The following is a 21,828-nucleotide window of genomic DNA, read 5'->3' as shown; positions in this document are numbered from 1 at the left end:
GCGTGCAGAAAACTACCTGGTTAGAGAGGCGCGCCCATGTACGACGTGATTGTCATCGGTGCCCGTTGCGCGGGTTCGCCGACGGCCATGCTCTTCGCCCGGCAGGGCTACCGGGTCCTGCTCCTGGAGAAGGCCCGGTTCCCGCAGGACACCCTGTCCTCGCACTACATCCACATGCAGGGCATGGGGCTGCTGAACCGCTGGGGGCTGCTCGGCAAGCTCCGCGACGCGGGCTGCCGGCCCATCACCCGCCAGAGCTACCAGGGCCCCGGGGTGCGCATCGAGGGCTTCTCCCTGCCGGTCGACGGCCTGGACCACACCTACGCGCCCCGGCGCTACGTCCTGGACCCGCTGCTCGCCGAGGGAGCCGTCGAGGCCGGCGTGGACTTCCGGGAGGGCTGCGCCGTCAAGGACCTGGTGTGGCAGGACGACCGGGTCACCGGCGTGCGCTACACGACCCCCGAGGGCACCGAGACCACCGAGCGGGCCCGCCTGGTCGTCGGCGCGGACGGCATGCGCTCGCTGGTGGCCCGCAAGACCGGCGCGCAGAACGTCATCGAGCACCCGCGGGTGAGCTGCACCTACTACAGCTACTGGGCCGACGTCCCCTCGCACTTCGAACTCTACGAGCGGCCCGGCCGCTGGATCGGCGTCATCCCCACCAACGACGACCTGACCCTGCTGATGACCTACTTCCCCCAGGACCTCTACAACGAGGTCCGCAAGGGAGTGGAGCCCTTCTACCTCGACTCCTTCCGCACCACGGCGCCCGAACTGTACGAGCGGATGCAGGCGGGCCGGCGCGTGGAGCAGATCTACGGCACCGGCCACCAGGAGAACTACTTCCGCAAGGCCTACGGACCCGGCTGGGTCCTGGTCGGCGACGCGGTCAACCACAAGGACTCCATCACCGCCCGCGGCATCACCGAGGCCTTCGTCCAGGCCCAGTCCCTCGTCGACCACGTCGGCACCCAGCTCCACGACGACGCCGCCCTGCGCACCGCCCTCAAGCGCTACGAGAACGACCTGAGCGGCGAGGCCCTCAGCCACTACCAGGGCGCCCTGAACGTGGCCGAGCTCAAGCCCGAGGGCCGCGTGGAGATGCTGCGGCACCTGGTCGGCCACCAGGAGCACATCGACCGCTACTTCTCGACCCTGTCGGGAGCGTGCTCCATCGACGACTTCTACAACGACGAACTGCTGGACCTGCTCGACCTGAGCTGAGCCGCCGCCCGCTCCCTCCTGGTTCCGCCGATATGGAGACACAACAATGATCCCGTTGTCGTTCGCGCAGCGCCGGCTGTGGTTCGTGGACCGGTTCGAAGGCCCTTCGCCGACCTACAACGGCGCTTTCGCCCTGCGGCTGACCGGTGACCTGGACGTCGGCGCGCTCCGGGCCGCCCTCGCGGACGTCGTCGACCGCCACGAGGTCCTGCGCACCGTGATCGTCGAGGACGGCGACGGCGTCCCGCACCAGCGGGTGCTGGCGCCGGGGGACGAGCCCGTCGACCTGGCCGTCACCGACGTCACCGAGCAGGAGCGGGTGGCGGCCGTCACCGCGGCCGCCACCACCACCTTCGACCTGGCCGCCGACATCCCCCTGCGGGCCCGACTGCTGCGCTGCGCCCCCCGCGAGCACACCCTCGTCGTCGTCGCACACCACATCGCCGTGGACGGGGAGTCCTTCGGACCGCTGTTCCGCGACCTCACCACGGCCTACGCCGCCCGCGCGAAGGGCCGCGCCCCCGCCTGGGAGCCGCTCGCGGTGCAGTACGCGGACTACACGCTGTGGCAGCGCGAGGTGCTCGGCGACGAATCCGACCCGGACAGCGTCTCCGCCCGCCAACTCGCCTACTGGGCACAGACGCTGGCCGACCTGCCGCAGCCGCTGGCCCTGCCCGCGGACCGCCCGCGCCCGCGGGTGATGAGCCCCGCCGGCGACCGGATCCCCTTCACCATCGACCCCGACCTGCTGGGCGCGGTGGAGAAACTGGCCACCGCGGCCGACACCACGGTCTCCATGGTCATGCACGCCGCGCTGGCGGTGCTCCTGCACCACCTCGGCTGCGGCGACGACCTGTCCATCGGCGCGCCGATCACCGACCGCACCGACGAGGAACTGCGCGACCTCGTCGGCTTCTTCGTCAACACCTGGGTGCTGCGCGTCGACCTCTCCGGCACCCCCACCTTCCACGACCTCCTCGACCAGGTCCGCGACCGCTCGCTGGCCGCCTACGACAACCAGGACATGCCCTTCGAGCGGCTGGTGGAACTCCTCAACCCCGACCGCTCCACCGCCTACAACCCCTTCTTCCAGGTCATGCTCTCCTGGCAGCCGCCCGTGCCGCCGCTCGAACTGCCCGGCCTGGACGTGCAGGTCGAACGCCTGGAGACCGACACCGCCAAGTTCGACCTGTTCTTCGACCTGCTCCCGGACAGCGCCGGCGGCGCCACCTGCCGGCTGGAGTACGCCACCAGCCTCTTCGACCAGGACACCGCCGAGGCCATCGCCCAGCGCTTCGTGCGCGTGCTGGGCCGGCTCGTGGCCGACCCCGCCCGCGCGATCGCCACCCTCGACGTCCTCGACACGGCCGAACGCGACCTGCTGCTCGGCCGGCCCGCCCGCACCGCCGCGACCGGGCCGGGGGAGACGATCCCGCACCTGTTCGAGAGCCAGGTGGCCCGCACCCCCGACGCCCCGGCCCTCGTGTGCGGCGAGCGGACGCTGACCTACCGGGAACTGGACCAGCGGGCGAACGCGGTCGCCCACGAGCTCATCCGCCGCGGCGCCGGCCCCGAGGACCTGGTGGCCCTCGCGCTGCCCCGCACCGAGGACCTGGTGATCGGCCTGCTGGGCATCCTCAAGTCCGGGGCCGGCTACGTGCCGCTGGACCCGCAGTACGCCCAGGGACGGGCCCACAGCGTGCTCGGCCAGGCGGCCCCGCGCTACGCGGTCACCGACACCGCGACCTGGCGCGAGATCCCCGCCAACGACATCGCCGCCGTCGTCCGCCTCGACGAACGCGCCGACTGGCAACCGGCCCCCGACGCCGCCGACGCCGCCGACGACACGGTGCGCCGCACGCCGCCGGCCCCGGACAACCTGGCGTACGTGATGTACACCTCCGGCTCCACCGGGAAGCCCAAGGGCGCCGCCCTCACCCACCGGGGCGTCGTCGACGGCGTACGCGAACTCATCGGCGTCCTCGACGCGCCGCCCGGGTGGCGGATGCTGGCCGGCACCTCCGTCAACTTCGACGTCTCCCTCTTCGAGCTGCTGACCACCCTGAGCACCGGCGGCACCGCCGAGATCGTCGCCAACGCGCTGGCGCTCGCGGAACGGGACAGGTGGGACGGGCACATCGTCTCCGGCGTCCCCTCGGTGCTGGGCGAACTCGCCGGCCACCTCGGCAACGCCCCCGACGTGCACACCGTCGTCCTCGCCGGCGACGTGCTCCCGGGCCGGCTGGTCCGCCAGGTCCGCCAGGCCCTGCCCGCCGCCCGGATCGTCAACTCCTACGGCCAGAGCGAGAGTTTCTACGCCACCGCCTTCGCCCTGGACCCCGCCCAGGAATGGCCGGACGGCGACGTCGTGCCCATCGGCACCCCGCTGGGCAACATGCGCGCCTACGTCCTGGGCCCCGGCCTCGCCCCGGTGCCCCAGGGCGTCATCGGCGAGCTGTACGTCGCCGGGACCTGCCTGGGCCGCGGCTACCACGGCCGCGCCGCCCTGACCGCCGAACGCTACGTCGCCGACCCCTACGGGCCGGCCGGCGAGCGGATGTACCGCACCGGCGACCTGGCCCGCACCAACGCCCGCGGACAGCTCGAATGCGTGGGCCGCGGCGACGGCCAGGTCAAGGTGCGCGGCTTTCGCATCGAGACCGCCGAGGTCGAGGCGGCCATCACCCAGCACCCCGGGATCAGCGAGGCGGTGGTGATCAGCCGGGAGGTCCCCTCGGGCGGCAAACGCCTCGTCGCCTACGTCGTGCACACCGGCGAAGGCGCCGTCGGCGACGACGGCGCCGGCGGCATCGGCGACGTGGACGTCCTGGCCGGAGCCTCCTCCGCCGAACTGCGCAAGTTCACCGCCGCCCGCCTGCCCGACTACATGGTGCCCGCCGCCTTCGTCGCCCTGGGCCGCCTCCCGCTCGGCCCGACCGGCAAACTGGACCGCGCCGCCCTGCCCGAACCGGAGTTCCTCGGCGAGGCCTACCGCGAACCGCGCACCGAGGCCGAGGCGGTCATCACCGCCGCCTACGCCGACGTCCTGGGCGTGGAACGCGTCGGCGCCGACGACGACTTCTTCGCCGTCGGCGGCGACAGCCTGCGCTCCATCCAGGTCGTCGCCCGCGCCCGCGCCCGCGGCCTGGAGCTGTCCACGCGGGAGATCTTCGAGTGCCGCACCGCGGCCCGCCTCGCCGAGGTCGCCTCCGCCCGCCAGGGCCGAACGCCCGTCCTGCAGGAGGACGAGAGCGGCGGGGTGGGCCCGATGCCGCTGCAGCCGGTGGCCCGGCACGTGTTCGAACACGGCGGCGGCACCGGGCGGTTCGCCATGTCGATGGTCCTCGAACTGCCCGCGGGCATCACCGCGGACCACCTGGCCGCGACCCTGGATGCCGTCCTGGACCGGCACGACCTGCTGCGCGCCCGCCTGGTCCCCGGCGACGAACCGCTGCTCGTGGCCCGGGCGGCGGGCAGCGTACGGGCCGCGGACGTGATCCGCCGGGTCGACTGCGCCGGCCGCTGGGACGAGCCGTCCGCGCTGGCGGCGGCGAAGGCGGAACTGCACGAGGCCCTCGGCCGCCTCGACCCCGAGGCCGGGACCATGGCGGACTTCGTCTGGTTCGCCGCCGCGTCGGGCGAGGGCAGGCTGCTGGTGGTGCTGCACCACCTCGTGGTCGACGGCGTCTCCTGGCGCATCCTCATGTCCGACCTCGCCGAGGCCTGGCAGCAGGTCAGCTCCGGCACCACGCCCGAACTGCCCGCGGTCGCCACCTCCGCCCGCCGCTGGGCGGCCGCGCTGGCCGACGAGGCCCTGAGTGAGCGGCGGGAAGCCGAACTGCCGTACTGGCGCGACCTCCTCGAATCACCCAACCCCCCCTTGGGCACACGGGCGTTCGACCCCGCCCTGGACGTGTGGTCCACCGTCGACACCGTGCGGGTCCAGCTTCCCGCCGACATCACCGACGCCGTACTGACCACACTGCCCGCCGCGTTCAAGGGCACCGGCACCGACGTACTGCTCGCCGCCCTCGCCCTGGCCGTGGACCAGTGGCGCACCGCCGCCGGCCCGACCCTGGTCCGCCTGGAGGGACACGGCCGCCAGGAGGACGCCGTCCCCGGCGCCGACCTCTCCCGCACCGTCGGCTGGTTCACCACCATGTACCCCGCCCGCGTCGACGTCGGCGCGGTGGACCTGGACGCCGTGCTGGCCGGCGGCCCCGCCGCCGGCCAGGCGATCAAACTGGTCAAGGAACAGGTGCGCCAGGCCCCCGACAAGGGCCTGGGCTACGGACTGCTGCGCCATCTCAACCCCGAGACCGCCGAACAGCTCACCGGCCTGGCCGTCCCCCAGATCGGGTTCAACTACCTCGGCCGGATCTCCGAGACGGACGTGCCCGAGCACCTGCGCGAGCACGGATGGGGACCGGCGTCCTGGTCCGCCGAACTGATCGCCGAACCCGACCCGGACCTGCCCGCCCTGTCCGCACTCGAGGTCAACTCCGTCGCCACCGACACGGACGAGGGCACCCGCCTGCAGGCCGCGTTCATGTTCCCCACCGGGGTGCTCTCCCGCGAACAGACCCGCGAACTGGCCGACCTGTGGGTACGGATCCTGCACGGCATGGCCGCCTACGCCGCCGGCGGCCGGGCCGGCGGCCTCACCCCCGGCGACGCCCCGCTGGTCACCGTCGGCCAGGGCGACCTGGAGACCTGGGAACAGCGCTACGGCCCGCTCACCGAGGTGTGGCCGCAGGCCCCGGGACAGTCCGGCATCCAGTTCCAGGCCGCGCTCGCCGACGGCGCCTTCGACGTCTACCACATGCAGTTCGTGCTGCACCTGTCCGGACACGTCGACCCCGACCGCATGCGGGCCGCCGGACAGGCCCTGCTCGAACGCCACCCCAACCTGCGCTCCGCGTTCCTGGCCACCGCCGACGGCGAGCCCGTCCAGGTCGTCCCCGAGCACGTCACACTGCCCTGGCGGCACCTGGACCTCACCGGCCGCAGCGAGGCCGAGCAGAACGCGGCCCTGGACGCGGCCCTGGCCGCCGACCGCGCCGAACAGCTCGACCCCACCCGGCCGCCGCTGCTGCGCCTGGCCCAGCTCACCTGCGGACCCCACCGGTCCAAGGTCGTCCTGACCGCGCACCACACCCTGTTCGACGGCTGGTCCTCACCGATGGTCATCACCGACCTGGTGCGGCTGTACGCCGGCACCGCACCCCTGCCCCCGGTCCGCTCCTACGGCGACTACCTGGCCTGGCTGACCCGCCAGGACAAGGAGGCCTCCGCCGCCCGCTGGAAGGCCGAGCTCGACGGATTCGACGAGCCGACCCTGGTGGCCGCGGGCCTGACCTCCCGGGGCCAGGCGTCCTCGCTGGGACGGGTCGAGGTGCCGCTGTCCATCGACAAGGGCCGCGAACTGGCCCGGCGCGCAGCCCAGCTCGGCGTCACCCTCAACACCCTGCTGCAGGGCGCGTGGGCGGTGCTGATCTCGAAACTGACCGGGCAGCACGACGTGGTGTTCGGCGCCGCCGTCAACGGCCGCCCCGGCGATGTGACCGGCAGCGACGAGATGGTCGGCCTGTTCATCAACTCCCTGCCCACCCGGGCCCGGTGCACGCCCGCCACCAGCCTGGGCGAGGTCATCACCGACCTGCAGAACCGGCAGGTCACCCTCCTCGACCACCACTACTACGGCCTGGCCGACATCCAGCGCGGCACCGGCCTGCCCGCCCTGTTCGACACGATCGTGGTGTTCGAGAACTACCCCGTCGACCGCGAGGGCATCGTCGAGGCGAACACCTCCGCCGGCTTCACGATCGACGCCATCCGCCCCTTCGCCGGCTCGCACTACCCCCTGACCCTCAACTCCTCCGACCCCTACCTGCGCCTGTCCCTCGACTACCAGAAGAACCTCTACGACCACCAGGCGGCCGAGACCATCGCCGCCCGGCTCGTGCGCGTACTGGAACAGGTACTCGAGGACCCCTCGGTGCCCCTGGCCGCCGTGGAGGTGCTGGGCCAGGAGGAACACGACCTGCTGGTACGGCAGATCAACGACACCGCCCACCCCCTCACCCCCGACACCCTGCCCGACGCGTTCGAGGCCCAGGCCGCCCGCACCCCCGACCGCCTCGCCCTGATCGGCGAGCACGAGCGGCTCACCTACGCCGAGTTCAACGCCCGCGCCAACCGCCTCGCGCACTGGCTCATCGAACAGGGCGCAGGACCCGAACAGCTCGTCGCGGTCAGGATCCCCCGCTCGGTGGACCTGCTGGTGGCGATCTACGCCGTCGTCAAGGCCGGCGCCGCCTACCTGCCCGTCGACACCGAACTGCCCGAGGACCGGGTACGGCACGTCCTGGACAGCGCACGCCCCCTGCTGGTCCTCGACGGGACACTCCCCGACGTCTGCGCCCACCCCGACACGAACCCCGAGCGCACCCTGTCGCCGGACAACGCCGCCTACGCCATCTTCACCTCCGGCTCCACCGGCGGCCCCAAGGGCGTCCCCGTGGCCCACCACGCCATCATGAACCGGCTCCGCTGGGGACTGGCGCACTTCGACGTCACACCCGAGGACCGCGTCCTGCTGAGCACCACCGCCAGCTTCGACGTGTCGGTGCCGGAGCTGTTCGCCCCGCTGCAGGCCGGCGCCGCCGTCGTCATCGCCCGCCCCGACGGCCGCCGCGACCCCGCCTACCTGGCGGAACTGATCCACCGCGAACACGTCACCGGCGCCGACTTCGTGCCCTCCCTGCTGGAGGCGTTCATCGCCGAACCCGCCGCCGGGAACTGCACCAGCCTGCGCTGGATCGAGGTCGCCGGCGAGGCGTTCCCACCCGCGCTGGCCCAGCGGGTCACCGAACTGCTGCCCAACTGCACCGCCAACAACCTCTACGGGCCCACCGAGGCGGCCGTCGAGGTCACCGCCCACCAGTACGTGCCCGGCAGCGGCCGCCTTCCGATCGGCACACCGGTGTGGAACACCCAGGTCTATGTCCTGGACGCGGCCCTGCGCCCGGTGCCGGCCGGGGTCACCGGCGAGCTCTACCTCGCCGGCGACCAGCTCGCCCGCGGCTACCTCGGACAGAGCGCCCTGACCGCGGGCCGCTTCGTGGCCTGCCCCTTCGGCGCACCCGGCACCCGCATGTACCGCACCGGCGACGTCGTGCGCTGGAGCCGGGACGGCCAGGTCGAGTACATCGGCCGCTCCGACTTCCAGGTCAAGCTCCGCGGCTTTCGCATCGAACTCGGGGAGATCGAGCAGGCCCTCACCGCACACCCCGACATCGACACCGCGGTCGCCCTGGTGCGCGAGGACCACCCCGGCGACCAGCGCCTGGTCGCCTACCTGGTCCCCGCCCCCGGCGTCGCGGCGGACGGCCCGGACCTCGCGGCCCTGACCGCCCTGGCCAGGCAACGGCTGCCCGAGTACATGGTGCCCACCGCGCTCGTGACGCTGGCCGCACTGCCCACCACCCCCAGCGGGAAACTCGACCGCGGCGCCCTGCCCGCACCGGACCGCGCCGAGACCGCCACCGGGCGGGGGCCGCGCAACCACAACGAGGAAGTCCTGTGCCGGCTGTTCGCCGAGCTGCTCGACACCGACGAGGTCGGCATCGACGTCGACTTCTTCGACAACGGCGGGCATTCGCTGCTGGCCACCCGGCTGGTCGGCCGCATACGCAACGAGCTCGGCGTCGACGTGAAGGTCACGACCGTCTTCCGCAGCCCCACCGTCGCCGAACTGGCGGCCCGGATCGAGACGTCGGGCCGGTCGAACCGCCTCCAGCTCCGACAGATGAACGTTGAGGAGTAGCTCGATGATCCCGTTGTCCTTCGCCCAGCGCCGGCTGTGGTTCCTCCACCGTCTCGAAGGGCCGTCCGCGACGTACAACATCCCCTTCGTGCTGCGCCTGGAGGGGCCGCTGGACACCGCCGCCCTGGCCGCGGCGGTACGCGACGTCGCCACCCGGCACGAGAGCCTGCGCACCCTGCTCGTCGAGAACGAGGACGGCACACCGCAGCAGCGCATCCTGCCGCCCCAGGAGGCCGACCTCGCCTTCCAGGTGGCCGACGTGAGCGCCGGCGCGCTGGACGAGGCGATGCGCGCCTTCGTGGGCGAGGGCTTCGAGCTGGACACGGACCTGCCGCTGCGCACCCGCGTCTTCCGCCTGGCCGCGCACGAGCACGTGCTGGTGTTCGTCTTCCACCACGTCGCCGCGGACGGCGCCTCGATGGCCCCGTTCCTGCGGGACCTGCTGGAGGCCTACGCCGCCCGCGGCCGCGGCCAGGCACCCGACTGGCAGCCGCTCGCCGTGCAGTACAAGGACTACACCCTCTGGCAGCGGCGGATGCTGGGCGAGGAGGACGACCCCGACAGCGTCGCCCGCGAACAACTCGACTACTGGCGCGGCGAGCTGTCCGGGGTGCCGCAGCCGGTGCAGCTTCCCCTGGACCGGCCGCGGCCGACGGCGGCCGGCCACCACGGCGGCCACGTCGACCTCGAACTGGAACCCGACGTGGTCGCCGGGATCGGCCGGCTGGCCGCCGAGCACGGCGCCACCGCGCCCATGGTCGCCCAGGCCGCCCTCGCGGTCCTGCTGCACCACCTCGGCGCCGGCAACGACCTCACCATCGGCAGCCCCATCGAAGGCCGCCCCGACGAACAGCTCGAGGACCTGATCGGGTTCTTCGCCAACACCTGGGTGCTGCGCGTCGACCTCTCCCGCAACCCGACCTTCGGCGACCTGCTGGACCAGGTCCGCGAGCGGGCGCTGGGCGCCTACGACCACCAGGACGTCCCCTTCGAGCACCTGGTGGAACTCCTCGACCCCGACCGCACCACCGCCTACCAGCCGCTCTTCCAGGTCATGCTGGCCTGGCAGTTCGCCTGGTCCCCGCTCCAGGTGCCCGGCCTGAAGGTCACCCCGCTCCCGCTGGGCACCGACACCGCGAAGTTCGACCTGTTCTTCAACATCGTCCCCGACCCCTCGGGCCGCGCCTACGGACGCCTGGAGTACGCCACCGAACTGTTCGACCACACCACCGCCCAGAGCCTCGTCGAGCGCTACGTGCGCGTGCTGCGCCAGGTCGTCACCGACCCCGGCACACGCCTGGGCCGGGTGGAGATCCTCACCCCCGCCGAACAGCGGGCGCTGACCGCGCTGAACGACACGGCCGCGCCCGTCGAGGGCACGACGGTGCCGGAACGGGTCGCCGCCCAGGCGGCCCGGACCCCGGACGCGACCGCGGTCCTGTGCGGGGGCACCGAGCTGTCGTACCGCGAACTGGAGGCCCGCTCCGGCCGGCTGGCCGCCGTCCTGCGCGACCGCGGGGTCGGCCCGGACGTCCTGGTCGCCGTGGCCCTGCCCCGCTCCGCGGACCTGGTCGTGGCCCTGCTGGCCGTCCTCAAGGCCGGCGGCGCCTACCTGCCCATCGACCCCGGCTACCCGGCCGCCCGCGTCGAGCTGCTGCTCACCACCGCCGACCCGGCCCTGGTGCTGACCGACTACGCGACGGCCGGCACGGTGGCCGCATGCCCGCAGCGCCTCCTGCACCTGGAGGACCTGAGCCTTCAGGGACCCGCCGTCGCCACCCCGGACACCGGCGTGCGGCCGGACCACCTCGCCTACGTGATGTTCACCTCCGGGTCGACCGGCACCCCCAAGGGCGTCTGCGTCACCCACGCCGCCGTCGTCAACGGCGTACAGGACCTGGCCCGGCGCACCCACGTCACGGCGGGCTCCCGGATGCTGGCCGCGACCTCGGTCAACTTCGACGTCTCCGTGTTCGAGATCTTCACCGCGCTGACCTGCGGAGCGAGCGTCGAGATCGTCCGTGACGTCCTCGAACTCGGCGAACGCGAGGCCTGGTCGGGCACCACGATCAGCGCCGTGCCCACCGTGTTCTCCGCACTGCTCGACCAGCTCGCCGCCGACGGCACGGCCGGATTCCGCCTCGACGTCGACACGGTGATCCTCGCCGGCGAGGCGCTCTCCGCGGACCTGGTCCGCACCGTGCGCCGCGTCCTGCCCGGCACCCGCGTCGTCAACGCCTACGGCCAGACCGAGAGCTTCTACACCTCCACCTTCACCGTCCCCGAGCAGGACGGCGGCGACCTCGGCGCGGTACCGGTGGGCACCCCGCTGGCCAACATGCGCGCCTACGTCCTGGGACCCGAACTCGCCCCGGCCCCGCAGGGCGTGACCGGCGAGCTGTACGTCGCCGGCCCGGTCGCCCGCGGCTACCACCGAAACCCCACCGCCACCGCCGAGCGCTTCGTCGCCTGCCCCTTCGGCCCGCCCGGCGCCCGCATGTACCGCACCGGCGATTTGGCCCGGTGGGACGCCGAGGGCCGGCTGCGCTACGCCGGACGCGCCGACGACCAGGTCAAGGTCAACGGCATCCGCGTCGAGCCCACCGAGATCGAGACCGTCCTGGCCCAGCACCCCGCCGTCGCCCAGGCCGTCGTGACCGTGTGCGCGGACCACACCGGCACCCGGCGCCTGGTCGGCTACGTGGCACACGACAGCGCCGGCGCCCCGGGCGGCGACGCGGACATCAACGCCACCGTGTCGGCGGCCGACCTGCGCCGGTTCGCGGCCAGGCGGCTGCCCGACTACATGGTGCCCGCCCAGCTCGTGGTCCTCGAGCGGCTGCCGCTGACCGCGAACGGCAAACTCGACCGCGCCGCGCTGCCCGAGCCGGAGTTCACCGGCGCCCGCTACCGCGCACCGCGCACCGAGGCCGAGCGGATCCTGGCCGAGGTGTACGCCGACGTGCTGGGCGCCGGACAGATCGGCGTCGACGACGACTTCTTCACCGGCGGCGGCGACAGCATCCGCTCCATCCAGGTCGTGGCCCGCGCCAAGACCCGCGGCGTCCTCGTCACCACCCGGGAGATCTTCGAGCACCGCACCGTCGCCCGGCTCGCGGAACTGGTCGAGGAGCGGGCCGGGGAAGAACGCGTGACGCTGGCCGAACTGCCGGGCGGCGGCACGGGCTGGGCCCCGCTGCCCCCCACCGCCGCCCACGTCCTGGCACTCGGCGGCCCCATCGGCCGGTTCTGCATGTCCGCGCTGCTGACCCTGCCCCAGGACATCGACCGCACCGCACTCGCCGCGACCCTGCAGGCCGTCCTGGACCGGCACGACGTGCTGCGCTCCCGCCTGGACCGGGCCGAGAAGGGCCTGCGCATGCGGGAGGCCGGCACCGTGGCGGCCGCCGCCCTGATCCGCGAGGTCCCCTACGACGCCGCGACCGTACAGGCCGAGCTGGACGCGGCCGCGGACCGGCTGGACCCGGACGCGGGCGTGATGGCCCAGTTCGTGCGGCTCACCTCCACCACCGACGCCGACCGGCTGCTGATCGTGCTGCACCACCTGGTCGTCGACGGCGTGTCCTGGCGGATCCTGCTGCCCGACCTGGTCGCCGCCTGGCAGCGGGTCAAGAGCGGCCTGGAACCCCGGCCGGCCGGCACCGGCACCTCGCTGCGCCGCTGGACGCACGCGCTCGCCGAGGAGGCGGCCACCGCCGGGCGGGTCGCCGAACTGCCCTTCTGGCAGAAGATGCTGGCCGGTGACGAACCGGTCCTGGGCACCCGCCCGCTGGACCCGGCACGCGATGTCACCTCCACCGTGGACACCGTCCGCGTCCAGCTCCCGGCCGACGTCACCGCCACCCTCCTGAACACCGTGCCCGCCGTCTTCGGCGGCGGCGCCGACGACGGCCTGCTCGCGGGCCTGGCCCTGGCCCTGGCCCGCTGGCGCCGCACCCGGGGCCTGCCCGCCGCCGCCACGCTGGTCCGGCTCGAGGGCCACGGCCGCGAGGAGCACCTGGTGCCCGGCGCCGACCTGTCCTCCACCCTCGGCTGGTTCACCGCCATGTACCCGGTCGGTCTCGACCTGGCCGGCATCGACCTGGCCGACGCCTTCGCCGGCGGCCCCGCCGCCGGCCGGGCCGTCAAGGCCGTCAAGGAACAGCTCCGGGCCGTCCCCGACCACGGCATGGGCTACGGCCTGCTGCGCCACCTCAACGCCAGGACCACGCCCGAGCTGGCCCGCCTGCGCCGCCCGCAGATCGGCTTCAACTACCTCGGCAAGGCCTCCGGCGCCGACATCCCCGAGGAACTGCGCGGCCTGGGCTGGGCACCCGACACCACCCACCGCGACCTGATCGCCGCACCGGACGCGGACATGCCGGTCCTCTCGGCGCTGGAGATCAACGCGGTGGCCACCGACACCGGCGACGGCGACGAACTGAGCGCCTACTTCGGCTTCCCCACCGGCGTCCTGTCCCGCGAGGACGTCACCGAACTGGCCGCACTGTGGACGCAGGCCCTGACCGCGCTGGCCCGCCACGCCACCGACCCCGCCGCGGGCGGCCTCACCCCCAGCGACGCCCCCCTGGTCACCGTGGGCCAGACGGAGATCGACGCCTGGGAGGCCCGCTTCGGCAAGCTCGCCACCATCTGGCCCACCACCCCCGCCCAGTCCGGGATCCTCTTCCAGGCCAAGCTCGCCGGCGCCTCCTTCGACCCGTACCACATCCAGCTCGTCTTCCACCTGTCCGGCACGGTCGACCCCGAACGGATGCACCGCGCCGGACAGGCCCTCCTGGACCGCCACCCCGTCCTGCGCGCCGCGTTCGTCGACCGCGCCGACGGCGGCCTCGTCCAGGTGATCCCGCGGTCGGTGACGCTGCCCTGGCAGCACCTGGATCTGACCGCCCTCGACGAGCCGCGACGCATCGAGAGGTTCGAGGAGTTCCTCACCGCGGACCAGAAGGCCTACTTCGACGCGGACACCCCGCCGCTGCTGCGCCTGGCCCTCGCCGTCCTGGACCCCGAGCGGCCCGAACTCGTCCTGACCGCCCACCACGCCCTGTACGACGGCTGGTCCACACCGCTGCTGATGCAGGACCTGCTGCTGCTGTACGCCGCCGACGGCGACGCGAGCGCGCTGCCCGCCCCCCGCGACTACGGCGCCTTCCTGTCCTGGCTCACCCGCCAGGACCCGAACGAGGCGGCGCGGGCGTGGGCGGGCGAGCTGGAGGGGATCGACGAGCCGGCCCTGCTCGCCCCCGACTCCGCGGACAGCGACGACGGCGTCCGCGACCAGGTCGAGGTCGCGCTGCCGGTAGAGGAGGCCCACGAACTCGTGCGCCGCGCCTCCGCGATGGGCATCACCGTCAACACCCTGGTGCAGGGCGCCTGGGCGCTGCTGCTCGGCCAGCTCACCGGCCGCCAGGACGTGGTGTTCGGCGCGACCGTCTCCGGGCGCCCGCCCGCGGTGACGGACGTGGAGTCGATGGTCGGCATGTTCATCAACACCCTTCCCGTACGCGTCACCCACACGCCCGGCGACACCGTCGGCGAGGTCCTGGACCGGCTCCAGCGCCGCCAGGCCGCCCTGGCCGAGCACCACCACCACGGGCTCGCGGAGATCCAGCAGGCCGCCGGGGTGCGGTCCCTGTTCGACAGCCTGGTCGTCTTCGAGTCCTACCCGGTCGACCGGGAGGGCCTGGAGGACGCCAGCGACGCCGCCGACGGCATCACCTTCACCGGCCTGCGCCCCTTTGCCGGCAACCACTACGCGCTGTGCCTGACGGCGGCGGCCGACCCGCACCTGCAGCTCGTCATCCAGTACGCGCCGGGCGTCTTCGACCGGGACACCGTCCAGACGTACGCGGCCCGCCTGGTGCGCTTCCTGCGGCAGCTCGCGGCCGACCCCGCGCTGAAGATCGCCCAGGTCGACGCGCTCCAGGAGGGCGAACGCGAGCGGATGCTGGCCCCCTTCGACGAGGACGCCGCCCGGGCCCGCCACGTCACGCTCACCGAACTGGTCCAGGCGCAGGTGGCCCGCATCCCCGACAAGACCGCCGTGGTCGCCGCGGGCGAGTCGCTGACGTACGCCGAACTGGACGCCCGCGCCGAGGTGCTGGCCGCCGAGCTGGTCCGGCACGGCGTGGGCCCGGAGACCGTGGTCGCCCTGGTCCTGCCGCGCACCGTGAACGTGGTCGTGGCCCTGCTGGGCGTGCTCAAGGCGGGCGGCGCCTATCTGCCCGTCGACCCCGCCTACGCCGCCGCCCGTCTCCCGCACGTCCTGCCCACCGCCCGGCCCCACCTGGTCCTGACCGACGCCGGCACCCGCCCCCTCGTCCCCGCCACCGGCATCCCCGTCCTCGTCCTGGACGACATCGACCTCAAGGCCCCGCCCGCGCCCGCCCCGGCACGGCCGCAGGCCGGACCCGACAGCCTCGCCTACGTCATCTACACCTCCGGCTCCACCGGCGTGCCCAAGGGCGTGGGCGTCACCCAGTCCACCGTCGTCAACGCCGTGGACACGCTGGTCGCGCAGGCCGGCGCCGAGTCCGGCCGGCGCGTCCTGGTCGCCGCCTCCTTCGGCTTCGACGTCGCCACCTTCGAGACGTTCGCCGCCCTCACCACCGGCGGCACCGCCGAGATCGTCCGCGACGTGCTGGAACTGGCCGAACGCGACGCCTGGGACGTCGACGTCATCTGCTCGGTGCCCTCGGCCTTCGCCGAGCTCGTCGACCAGCTCGCCGACCGCATCGACCCCACCGCCCTGAACATCTCCGGCGAGGTGCTCACCCCGGTCCTGGCCCAGCGGGTACGCACCCGCTGGCCCAAGGCCCGCGTCATCAACAGCTACGGCCCCAGCGAGACGTTCTACGCCACCGGCTTCCTCCTCGACCCCGACGAGCCCTACCCCACGGGCGTGCCCATCGGCCGGCCCTTCCCCGGCGTGCGGGCCTACATCCTGGGCCCGGGCCTGGGCCTGCTGCCCCCCGGCACCCCCGGCGAGCTCTACCTGGCCGGAGCCGGCCGCGGCTACCACCGCCAGCCGGCCCTGACCGCCGACCGGTTCGTCCCCGACCCCTACGGGCCCGCCGGCTCGCGCATGTACCGCACCGGCGACCTGGCCCGCTTCACCGCCGACGGACAGCTCCAGCACCTGGGCCGCATCGACACCCAGGTCAAGATCCGCGGCTACCGCGTGGAACCCGCCGAGGTCGAGGCCGCGCTGACCACCCACCCCGGCATCGCGCAGGTCGCCGTCGTCACCCAGCAGCCCGGCGACACCACCCCCTACCTGGCCGCCTACCTCGTCCCCGCCGACGGCGCGAGCCTGCCGGACGCGGCCGGGATCCAGGAACACCTGGCCGACCGGCTGCCCGAGTACATGGTGCCCGCCGCCTACGTGCCGCTGGAGCGGCTGCCGCTCTCACCCAACGGCAAGCTCGACCTCAAGGCCCTGCCCGCACCCGACCTCACCTCCGCCACCCCCTTCCGGGCGCCCGCCACCCCCCGCGAACAGGCGCTGGCCCGCCTGTTCGCCGAGGTGCTGGGCGTGGAGAAGGTCGGAGCCGACGACGGCTTCTTCGAACTCGGCGGGCACTCCCTGCTCGCCACCCGGCTGATCACCCGGGCCCGCGCCGAGATCGGGATGGAGATACCCATCCGCAAGATCTTCGACCTGCCGACGGTCGCGGCGCTCGCCGCCTGGTCGGAGGAATCGGCTGTCCCCCTTCGCCCCGCTCTCCGCAGGATGATCCCAGAGGAGCAGAACTCGTGATTCCGCTTTCGTTCGCACAGCGCCGCATGTGGCTCACACACCAGCTCGAGGGCGGGGCGGAGACCTACAACATCTCCCCGGCCTTCCGGCTCAAGGGCCCCCTGGACCAGGCCGCCCTCGTCGCCGCGATCGGCGACGTGGTCGCCCGGCACGAGACACTGCGCACCACCTACGTGCTCGACGACAACGACGAGCCCCACCAGCGGATCGTGCCCGCCGCGCAGGCCCCCGTCCAGGTGCCGCTCGTCGAGGTGACACCCGCCGCCCTGGACGAGGCGGTCGACGCGTTCATCGCGCACCGCTTCGACCTGATGGCCGACATCCCCTTCCAGGCACGCCTGTTCCGCTGCTCGCCCGAGGAACACGTCCTGGTCCTGCTCATCCACCACATCGCCTCCGACGGCGTCTCCGGCGGCCCCCTGGCCCGCGACCTGACCACCGCCTACACCGCACGCCTGGCCGGCCGGGCACCCCGCTACGAGCCGCTCGCCGTCACCTACAAGGACTACGCGCTGTGGCAGCGCGAACTCCTCGGCGACGTCACCGACCCCGGCTCGCTGGCCGCGGCGCAGGCCACCTACTGGCGCAAGGAACTGACCGGGGTCCCGCAGCCGCTCGGCCTGCCGCTGGACCGCCCCCGGCCCGCCACCCGCGACTCCAAGGGCGACTCGCTGCCGCTCGCGGTGCGGCCCGAGACGGCGGCCGCCCTGCAGCGCCTCGCCGACGAGCGCGGCATGACCATGTCCATGGTCGTACAGGCCGCGCTCGGGGTCCTGCTGGGCAAGCTCAGCGGCGGCGAGGACGTCACCATCGGCAACCCGATCGCCGGACGCACCGACGAGGGCCTGGCCGACCTGGTCGGCCTGTTCGTCAACACCCAGGTCCTGCGCGTCGACCTCTCCGGCAACCCCTCCTTCACCGACCTGCTCCCGCAGGTCCGCGACAAGGCGCTGGCCGCCTACGAACACCAGGACGTGCCCTTCGAGACCCTGGTCGAACTGATCAACCCCGAGCGCTCCACCGCCTACCAGCCCCTGTTCCAGGTCATGTTCGCCTGGCAGAGCTTCGAGAAGGCCGACTTCGAACTGCCCGGACTCAAGGTCGAGTTCGAGCAGTACCTCACCAACACCTCCCTGGCCGACCTGTTCTTCAGCCTCGCCTACGACACCACCGGCGCCCTGCGCGGCGACCTCATGTACGCCACCCAGCTCTTCGACCGCGACACCGCCGAAGCCCTCGCCGACCGGTTCGTACGCGTGCTGGAGCAGGTCGCCGCCGCACCCAGGGCCCCGCTCAGCGCCATCGACGTGCTCGGCGAGGACGAACACGACCGCCTGGTACGGCAGGTCAACGACACCGCCCGCCCGGTCGCCGCGACCACCCTGCCCGACGCCTTCGAGGCACAGGTGCGCCGCACCCCGGACGCGGTCGCGGTCATCGGCGAGCACGAGACCCTGACCTACGCCGAGTTCAACGCCCGCGCCAACCGCCTCGCCCACTGGCTCATCGAACAGGGCGCAGGACCCGAACAGCTCGTCGCGGTCAAGATCCCCCGCTCCGTGGACCTGCTCGTCGCCGTCTACGGCGTGGTCAAGGCCGGTGCCGCCTACGTACCGCTGGACACCGAACTGCCCGCCGAACGCGTACGCCACATCCTGGCCGCCGCCAACCCCCTGCTGCTCCTCGAAGACACCCTGCCGGACGTGGCGGGCCACCCGGAGTCCGACCCCGAGCGCACCCTGTCCCCGGACAACGCCGCCTACGTCATCTTCACCTCCGGCTCCACCGGCGGCCCCAAGGGCGTCCCCGTGGCCCACCGCTCCATCACCAACCGGATCGAGTGGGGCCTGGAGCACTTCCAGGTCACGCCCGAGGACCGGATGCTGATGAGCACCTCGGCCAGCTTCGACGCCTCGGTGCCGGAGATGTTCTCCAACCTGCAGATGGGCGCCTCCGTCGTCGTGGCCGGGGCCGAGGGCCGCCGCGACCCCGCCTACCTCGCCGAACTGATCCGGCGCGAGCAGGTCAGCGCCGCGTTCTTCGTGCCCTCGCTGCTCTCCGCGTTCGTCACCGAGCCCGCCGCCGCGCACTGCGGCAGCCTGCGCTGGATCGAGGTGGCCGCCGAGGCCTTCCCCGCAGCCCTGGCCAACCGCTTCACCGAACTGCTCCCTTCCTGCGCCGCCCACAACCTGTACGGGCCGACCGAGGCCACCGTGGAGGTCACCGGCTGGCAGCACGTCCCCGGCGCCGACCGCGTCCCGATCGGCACCCCGATCTGGAACAACCAGGTCTACATCCTCGACGCCTCGCTGCGTCCGGTCGCCCCCGGCGTGGCCGGCGAGCTCTACCTGGCCGGGACCTGCCTGGCCCGCGGCTATCTGGGCCAGAGCGGACTGACCTCGGAACGCTTCGTGGCCTGCCCCTTCGGCGCGGCCGGCACCCGGATGTACCGCACCGGTGACCTGGTGAAGTGGAACAAGGACGGGCAGGTCGAATACCTCGGGCGCACCGACTCCCAGGTCAAGGTCCGCGGTTTCCGCATCGAACTCGGCGAGATCGACCACGTCCTGTCCGGGCATCCCTCGGTGGCGCAGGCCGCGGTCGTGGTCCGCGAGGACCAGAAGGGCGACCAGCGTCTGGTCGCCTACATCGAACCCGACCCCGACGCCGCCGTCACCGACACCACCGCCCAGATCGAGGAATGGCGCCAACTCCACGACGACGCCCACGCGGACGCCGCCGACGAGACCTGGGGCGAGGACTTCCAGCCCTGGAAGAACGTCTACACGGGCGAGCCGATCCCGCACGAGCAGCTCCGCCAGTGGCAGGACGCGGCCGCCGCCCAGGTGCTGCGGCACGCCCCGCGCCGGATCCTGGAGATCGGCGCAGGCTCCGGCCTGCTCCTGGCGAAGATCGCCGGCCAGGTCGAGGAGTACTGGGGCACCGACCTGGCCGCCGCCGCGATCGACCGGCTGCGCACCCAGGCCCGGGCGGCCGGCCTCGGCGAGCGGGTCCACCTCTCCGTCCAGGCCGCCGACGACCTCACCGGCCTGCCCCACGCCGCCTTCGACACCGTCGTCCTCGACTCCGTCGTCCAGTACTTCCCCAGCGCCGCCCACCTCGACCAGGTCCTCACCCGGATCCTCGGCCTGCTCGCACCCGGCGGCCGGATCATCGTCGGCGACGTCCGCAACGCCGCCACCCAGCGGATCCTGGCGACCGCCGAACAGCGCGCCCAGCAGCCCTACGCCTCCCACGACGAGATCCGCGCGGCCGTGGAACAGGCCCTGCTCACCGAACGGGAACTGCTCCTGGCCCCCGAATGGTTCGCCGAATGGGCCGACCGCCACGGCCTGGGCGCCGACATCCGCCTCAAGGCCGGAGCCGCGCACAACGCGCTCACCCGCCACCGCTACGAAGTCGTCCTGCACACCGGGCAGAGCGGCGCACTCGACCTGAGCGGCGTGCCCGCCCTCGCCTGGGGCGCCGAGGTGTCCGACCTCACCCACCTGGCCGCACAGGCCGAGCGGGCCGGCGGCACACTGCGGGTCACCGGGATACCCAACGCACGCCTGGTGGAGGAGGCCGCCGCGGCCACCTTCGCCGGAGTCGTCACCGAGGACGCCCCCACCGGCCGGCCGCTCGACCCCGAGGACGTCACGGCCTGGGCGCACCGGCAGGGCCTGGACGCCGTCCTCACCTGGTCGGGCGAGAGCAGCCACGGCTTCGAGGCCGTCCTGCTGCCCCAGGGACGGACCGTCACCGGCACCTTCGTACCCAGCGGGGTGGCCGGCCGCATCCGCGCATCCGCACCCGCGCTGGCCCGGGCGATCGGCCCGCTGCTCGCCGAACTGCCCGCCTACCTGGGCGCCCGGCTGCCCGACTACATGGTCCCGGCCGCGATGGTGCCGCTCTCACGCCTCCCGCTCAACCCGGCCGGCAAGATCGACCGCAGCGCGCTGCCCGCCGAGCACACCACCACCGTCAGCAAGGGCGAGCCGCGCAACTCCCACGAGGAGGCGCTGTGCTCCTTCTTCAGCGAACTGCTCAAGCTGGAGCGGGTCGGCATCGACGACGACTTCTTCGCGCTCGGCGGGCACTCCCTGCTCGCCACCCGGCTCAGCGCCCGCATCCGCAAGCGGTTCGGCGTCGACATGCCGCTGCGCACGATCATCCAGTACCCCACGGTCGCCGAACTCGCCGCGCTGCTGCTCATCGGCAGCATCCCCGGCGACCACGAGGACTCCTTCGACGTCGTGCTGCCGCTGAACCGGGACCCCGGCACCGGCAAGGAGCCGGTGTGGTTCTTCCACGGCGGCGGCGGCCTGGGCTGGGCGTTCTTCACCTTCGCCCCCCACGTGCCCGACCGGCCGGCCTACTCCCTGCAGTCCCGCGGCTCCAACGGCAAGGAGCCGATGGCCCGTTCGGTGGAGGAGATGGTCGAGGACTACCTGGAGCAGATCCTCGCCGTCCAGCCGCAGGGCCCCTACCACCTGATCGGCTGGTCCTTCGGCGGCCCCATCGCGCACGCCGTCGCCGAGGCGATGGACCGCCGCGGCCTGGAGGTCGCCCTCATCGCCGTCCTGGACTCCCAGCCCGCCAACTCCGCCACGAACAACGGCTTCCGCGAGGTCGCCGGCCGGACCAAGGAGCTCTACCGCGCCGACATCGAGGAGGTCTTCGGCAAGTTCATGAACACCGTCAACATGGACGCCTTCCTCGACACCATGTCGCAGGTCGGCGCCAACAACCTGCAGAAGATGGGCGTGTTCGAGTCGCCGGTCTACCGCGGCGACGTGCTGTATTTCAACGCCCGCCTGGACAAGGTCGACGGAGTGACCTCCTACGGCCCCGACTGGCGCCCGCACGTCCTTGGCACCATCGAGGAGTACGACGTGGACGCCACCCACCACGACCTGCACATGCCCAAGCCCGCGGGCCAGATCATGCGGGTCATCGCCCGCAAGCTGGCGCAGCGGTGAGCGGGCCGCGCGAA

At 73.1% G+C, this 21,828-nt stretch carries 4 protein-coding genes; all 4 read left to right on the top strand.

What is annotated here, in order from left to right:
• The first annotated feature begins 36 nt into the window (after positions 1–36).
• From ACFRIC_RS00390 to ACFRIC_RS00375, 4 genes are read left to right on the top strand one after another with little or no spacing between them, the layout of a single operon-like run.
• The gene (locus tag ACFRIC_RS00390) at positions 37–1,224 is read left to right on the top strand and encodes an NAD(P)/FAD-dependent oxidoreductase (RefSeq protein ID WP_382778234.1); all 1,188 of its coding nucleotides are present in this window, start codon (positions 37–39) and stop codon (positions 1,222–1,224) included.
• Positions 1,225–1,270: 46 nt separating this feature from the next.
• Positions 1,271–9,052, top strand: a complete 7,782-nt coding sequence (locus ACFRIC_RS00385) for an amino acid adenylation domain-containing protein (RefSeq protein WP_382778233.1) — start codon at positions 1,271–1,273, stop codon at positions 9,050–9,052.
• A gap of 4 nt (positions 9,053–9,056) precedes the next feature.
• Positions 9,057–16,832 carry an amino acid adenylation domain-containing protein gene (locus tag ACFRIC_RS00380; RefSeq protein ID WP_382778232.1) on the top strand — a complete coding sequence of 2,592 codons (7,776 nt, stop codon included), beginning with the start codon at positions 9,057–9,059 and terminating at the stop codon, positions 16,830–16,832.
• Positions 16,829–21,814, top strand: coding sequence for an amino acid adenylation domain-containing protein (locus ACFRIC_RS00375; protein ID WP_382778231.1), 4,986 nt, complete (start codon positions 16,829–16,831; stop codon positions 21,812–21,814). Before ACFRIC_RS00380 ends, ACFRIC_RS00375 begins: the two co-directional genes overlap by 4 nt.
• Positions 21,815–21,828 lie beyond the last annotated feature (14 nt).

Origin of the sequence: Streptomyces sp. NPDC056738 (genome assembly GCF_042790435.1) — a bacterium.
Lineage (GTDB): Bacteria > Actinomycetota > Actinomycetes > Streptomycetales > Streptomycetaceae > Streptomyces.
This window is presented reverse-complemented; position numbering and strand designations above follow the sequence as displayed.

Excerpts from the sequence above, each read along its gene's own strand:
- ACFRIC_RS00390 (WP_382778234.1), top strand. The coding sequence starts at position 37 with ATGTACGACGTGATTGTCATCGGTGCCCGTTGCGCGGGTTCGCCGACG.
- ACFRIC_RS00385 (WP_382778233.1), top strand. The coding sequence starts at position 1,271 with ATGATCCCGTTGTCGTTCGCGCAGCGCCGGCTGTGGTTCGTGGACCGG.
- ACFRIC_RS00380 (WP_382778232.1), top strand. The coding sequence starts at position 9,057 with ATGATCCCGTTGTCCTTCGCCCAGCGCCGGCTGTGGTTCCTCCACCGT.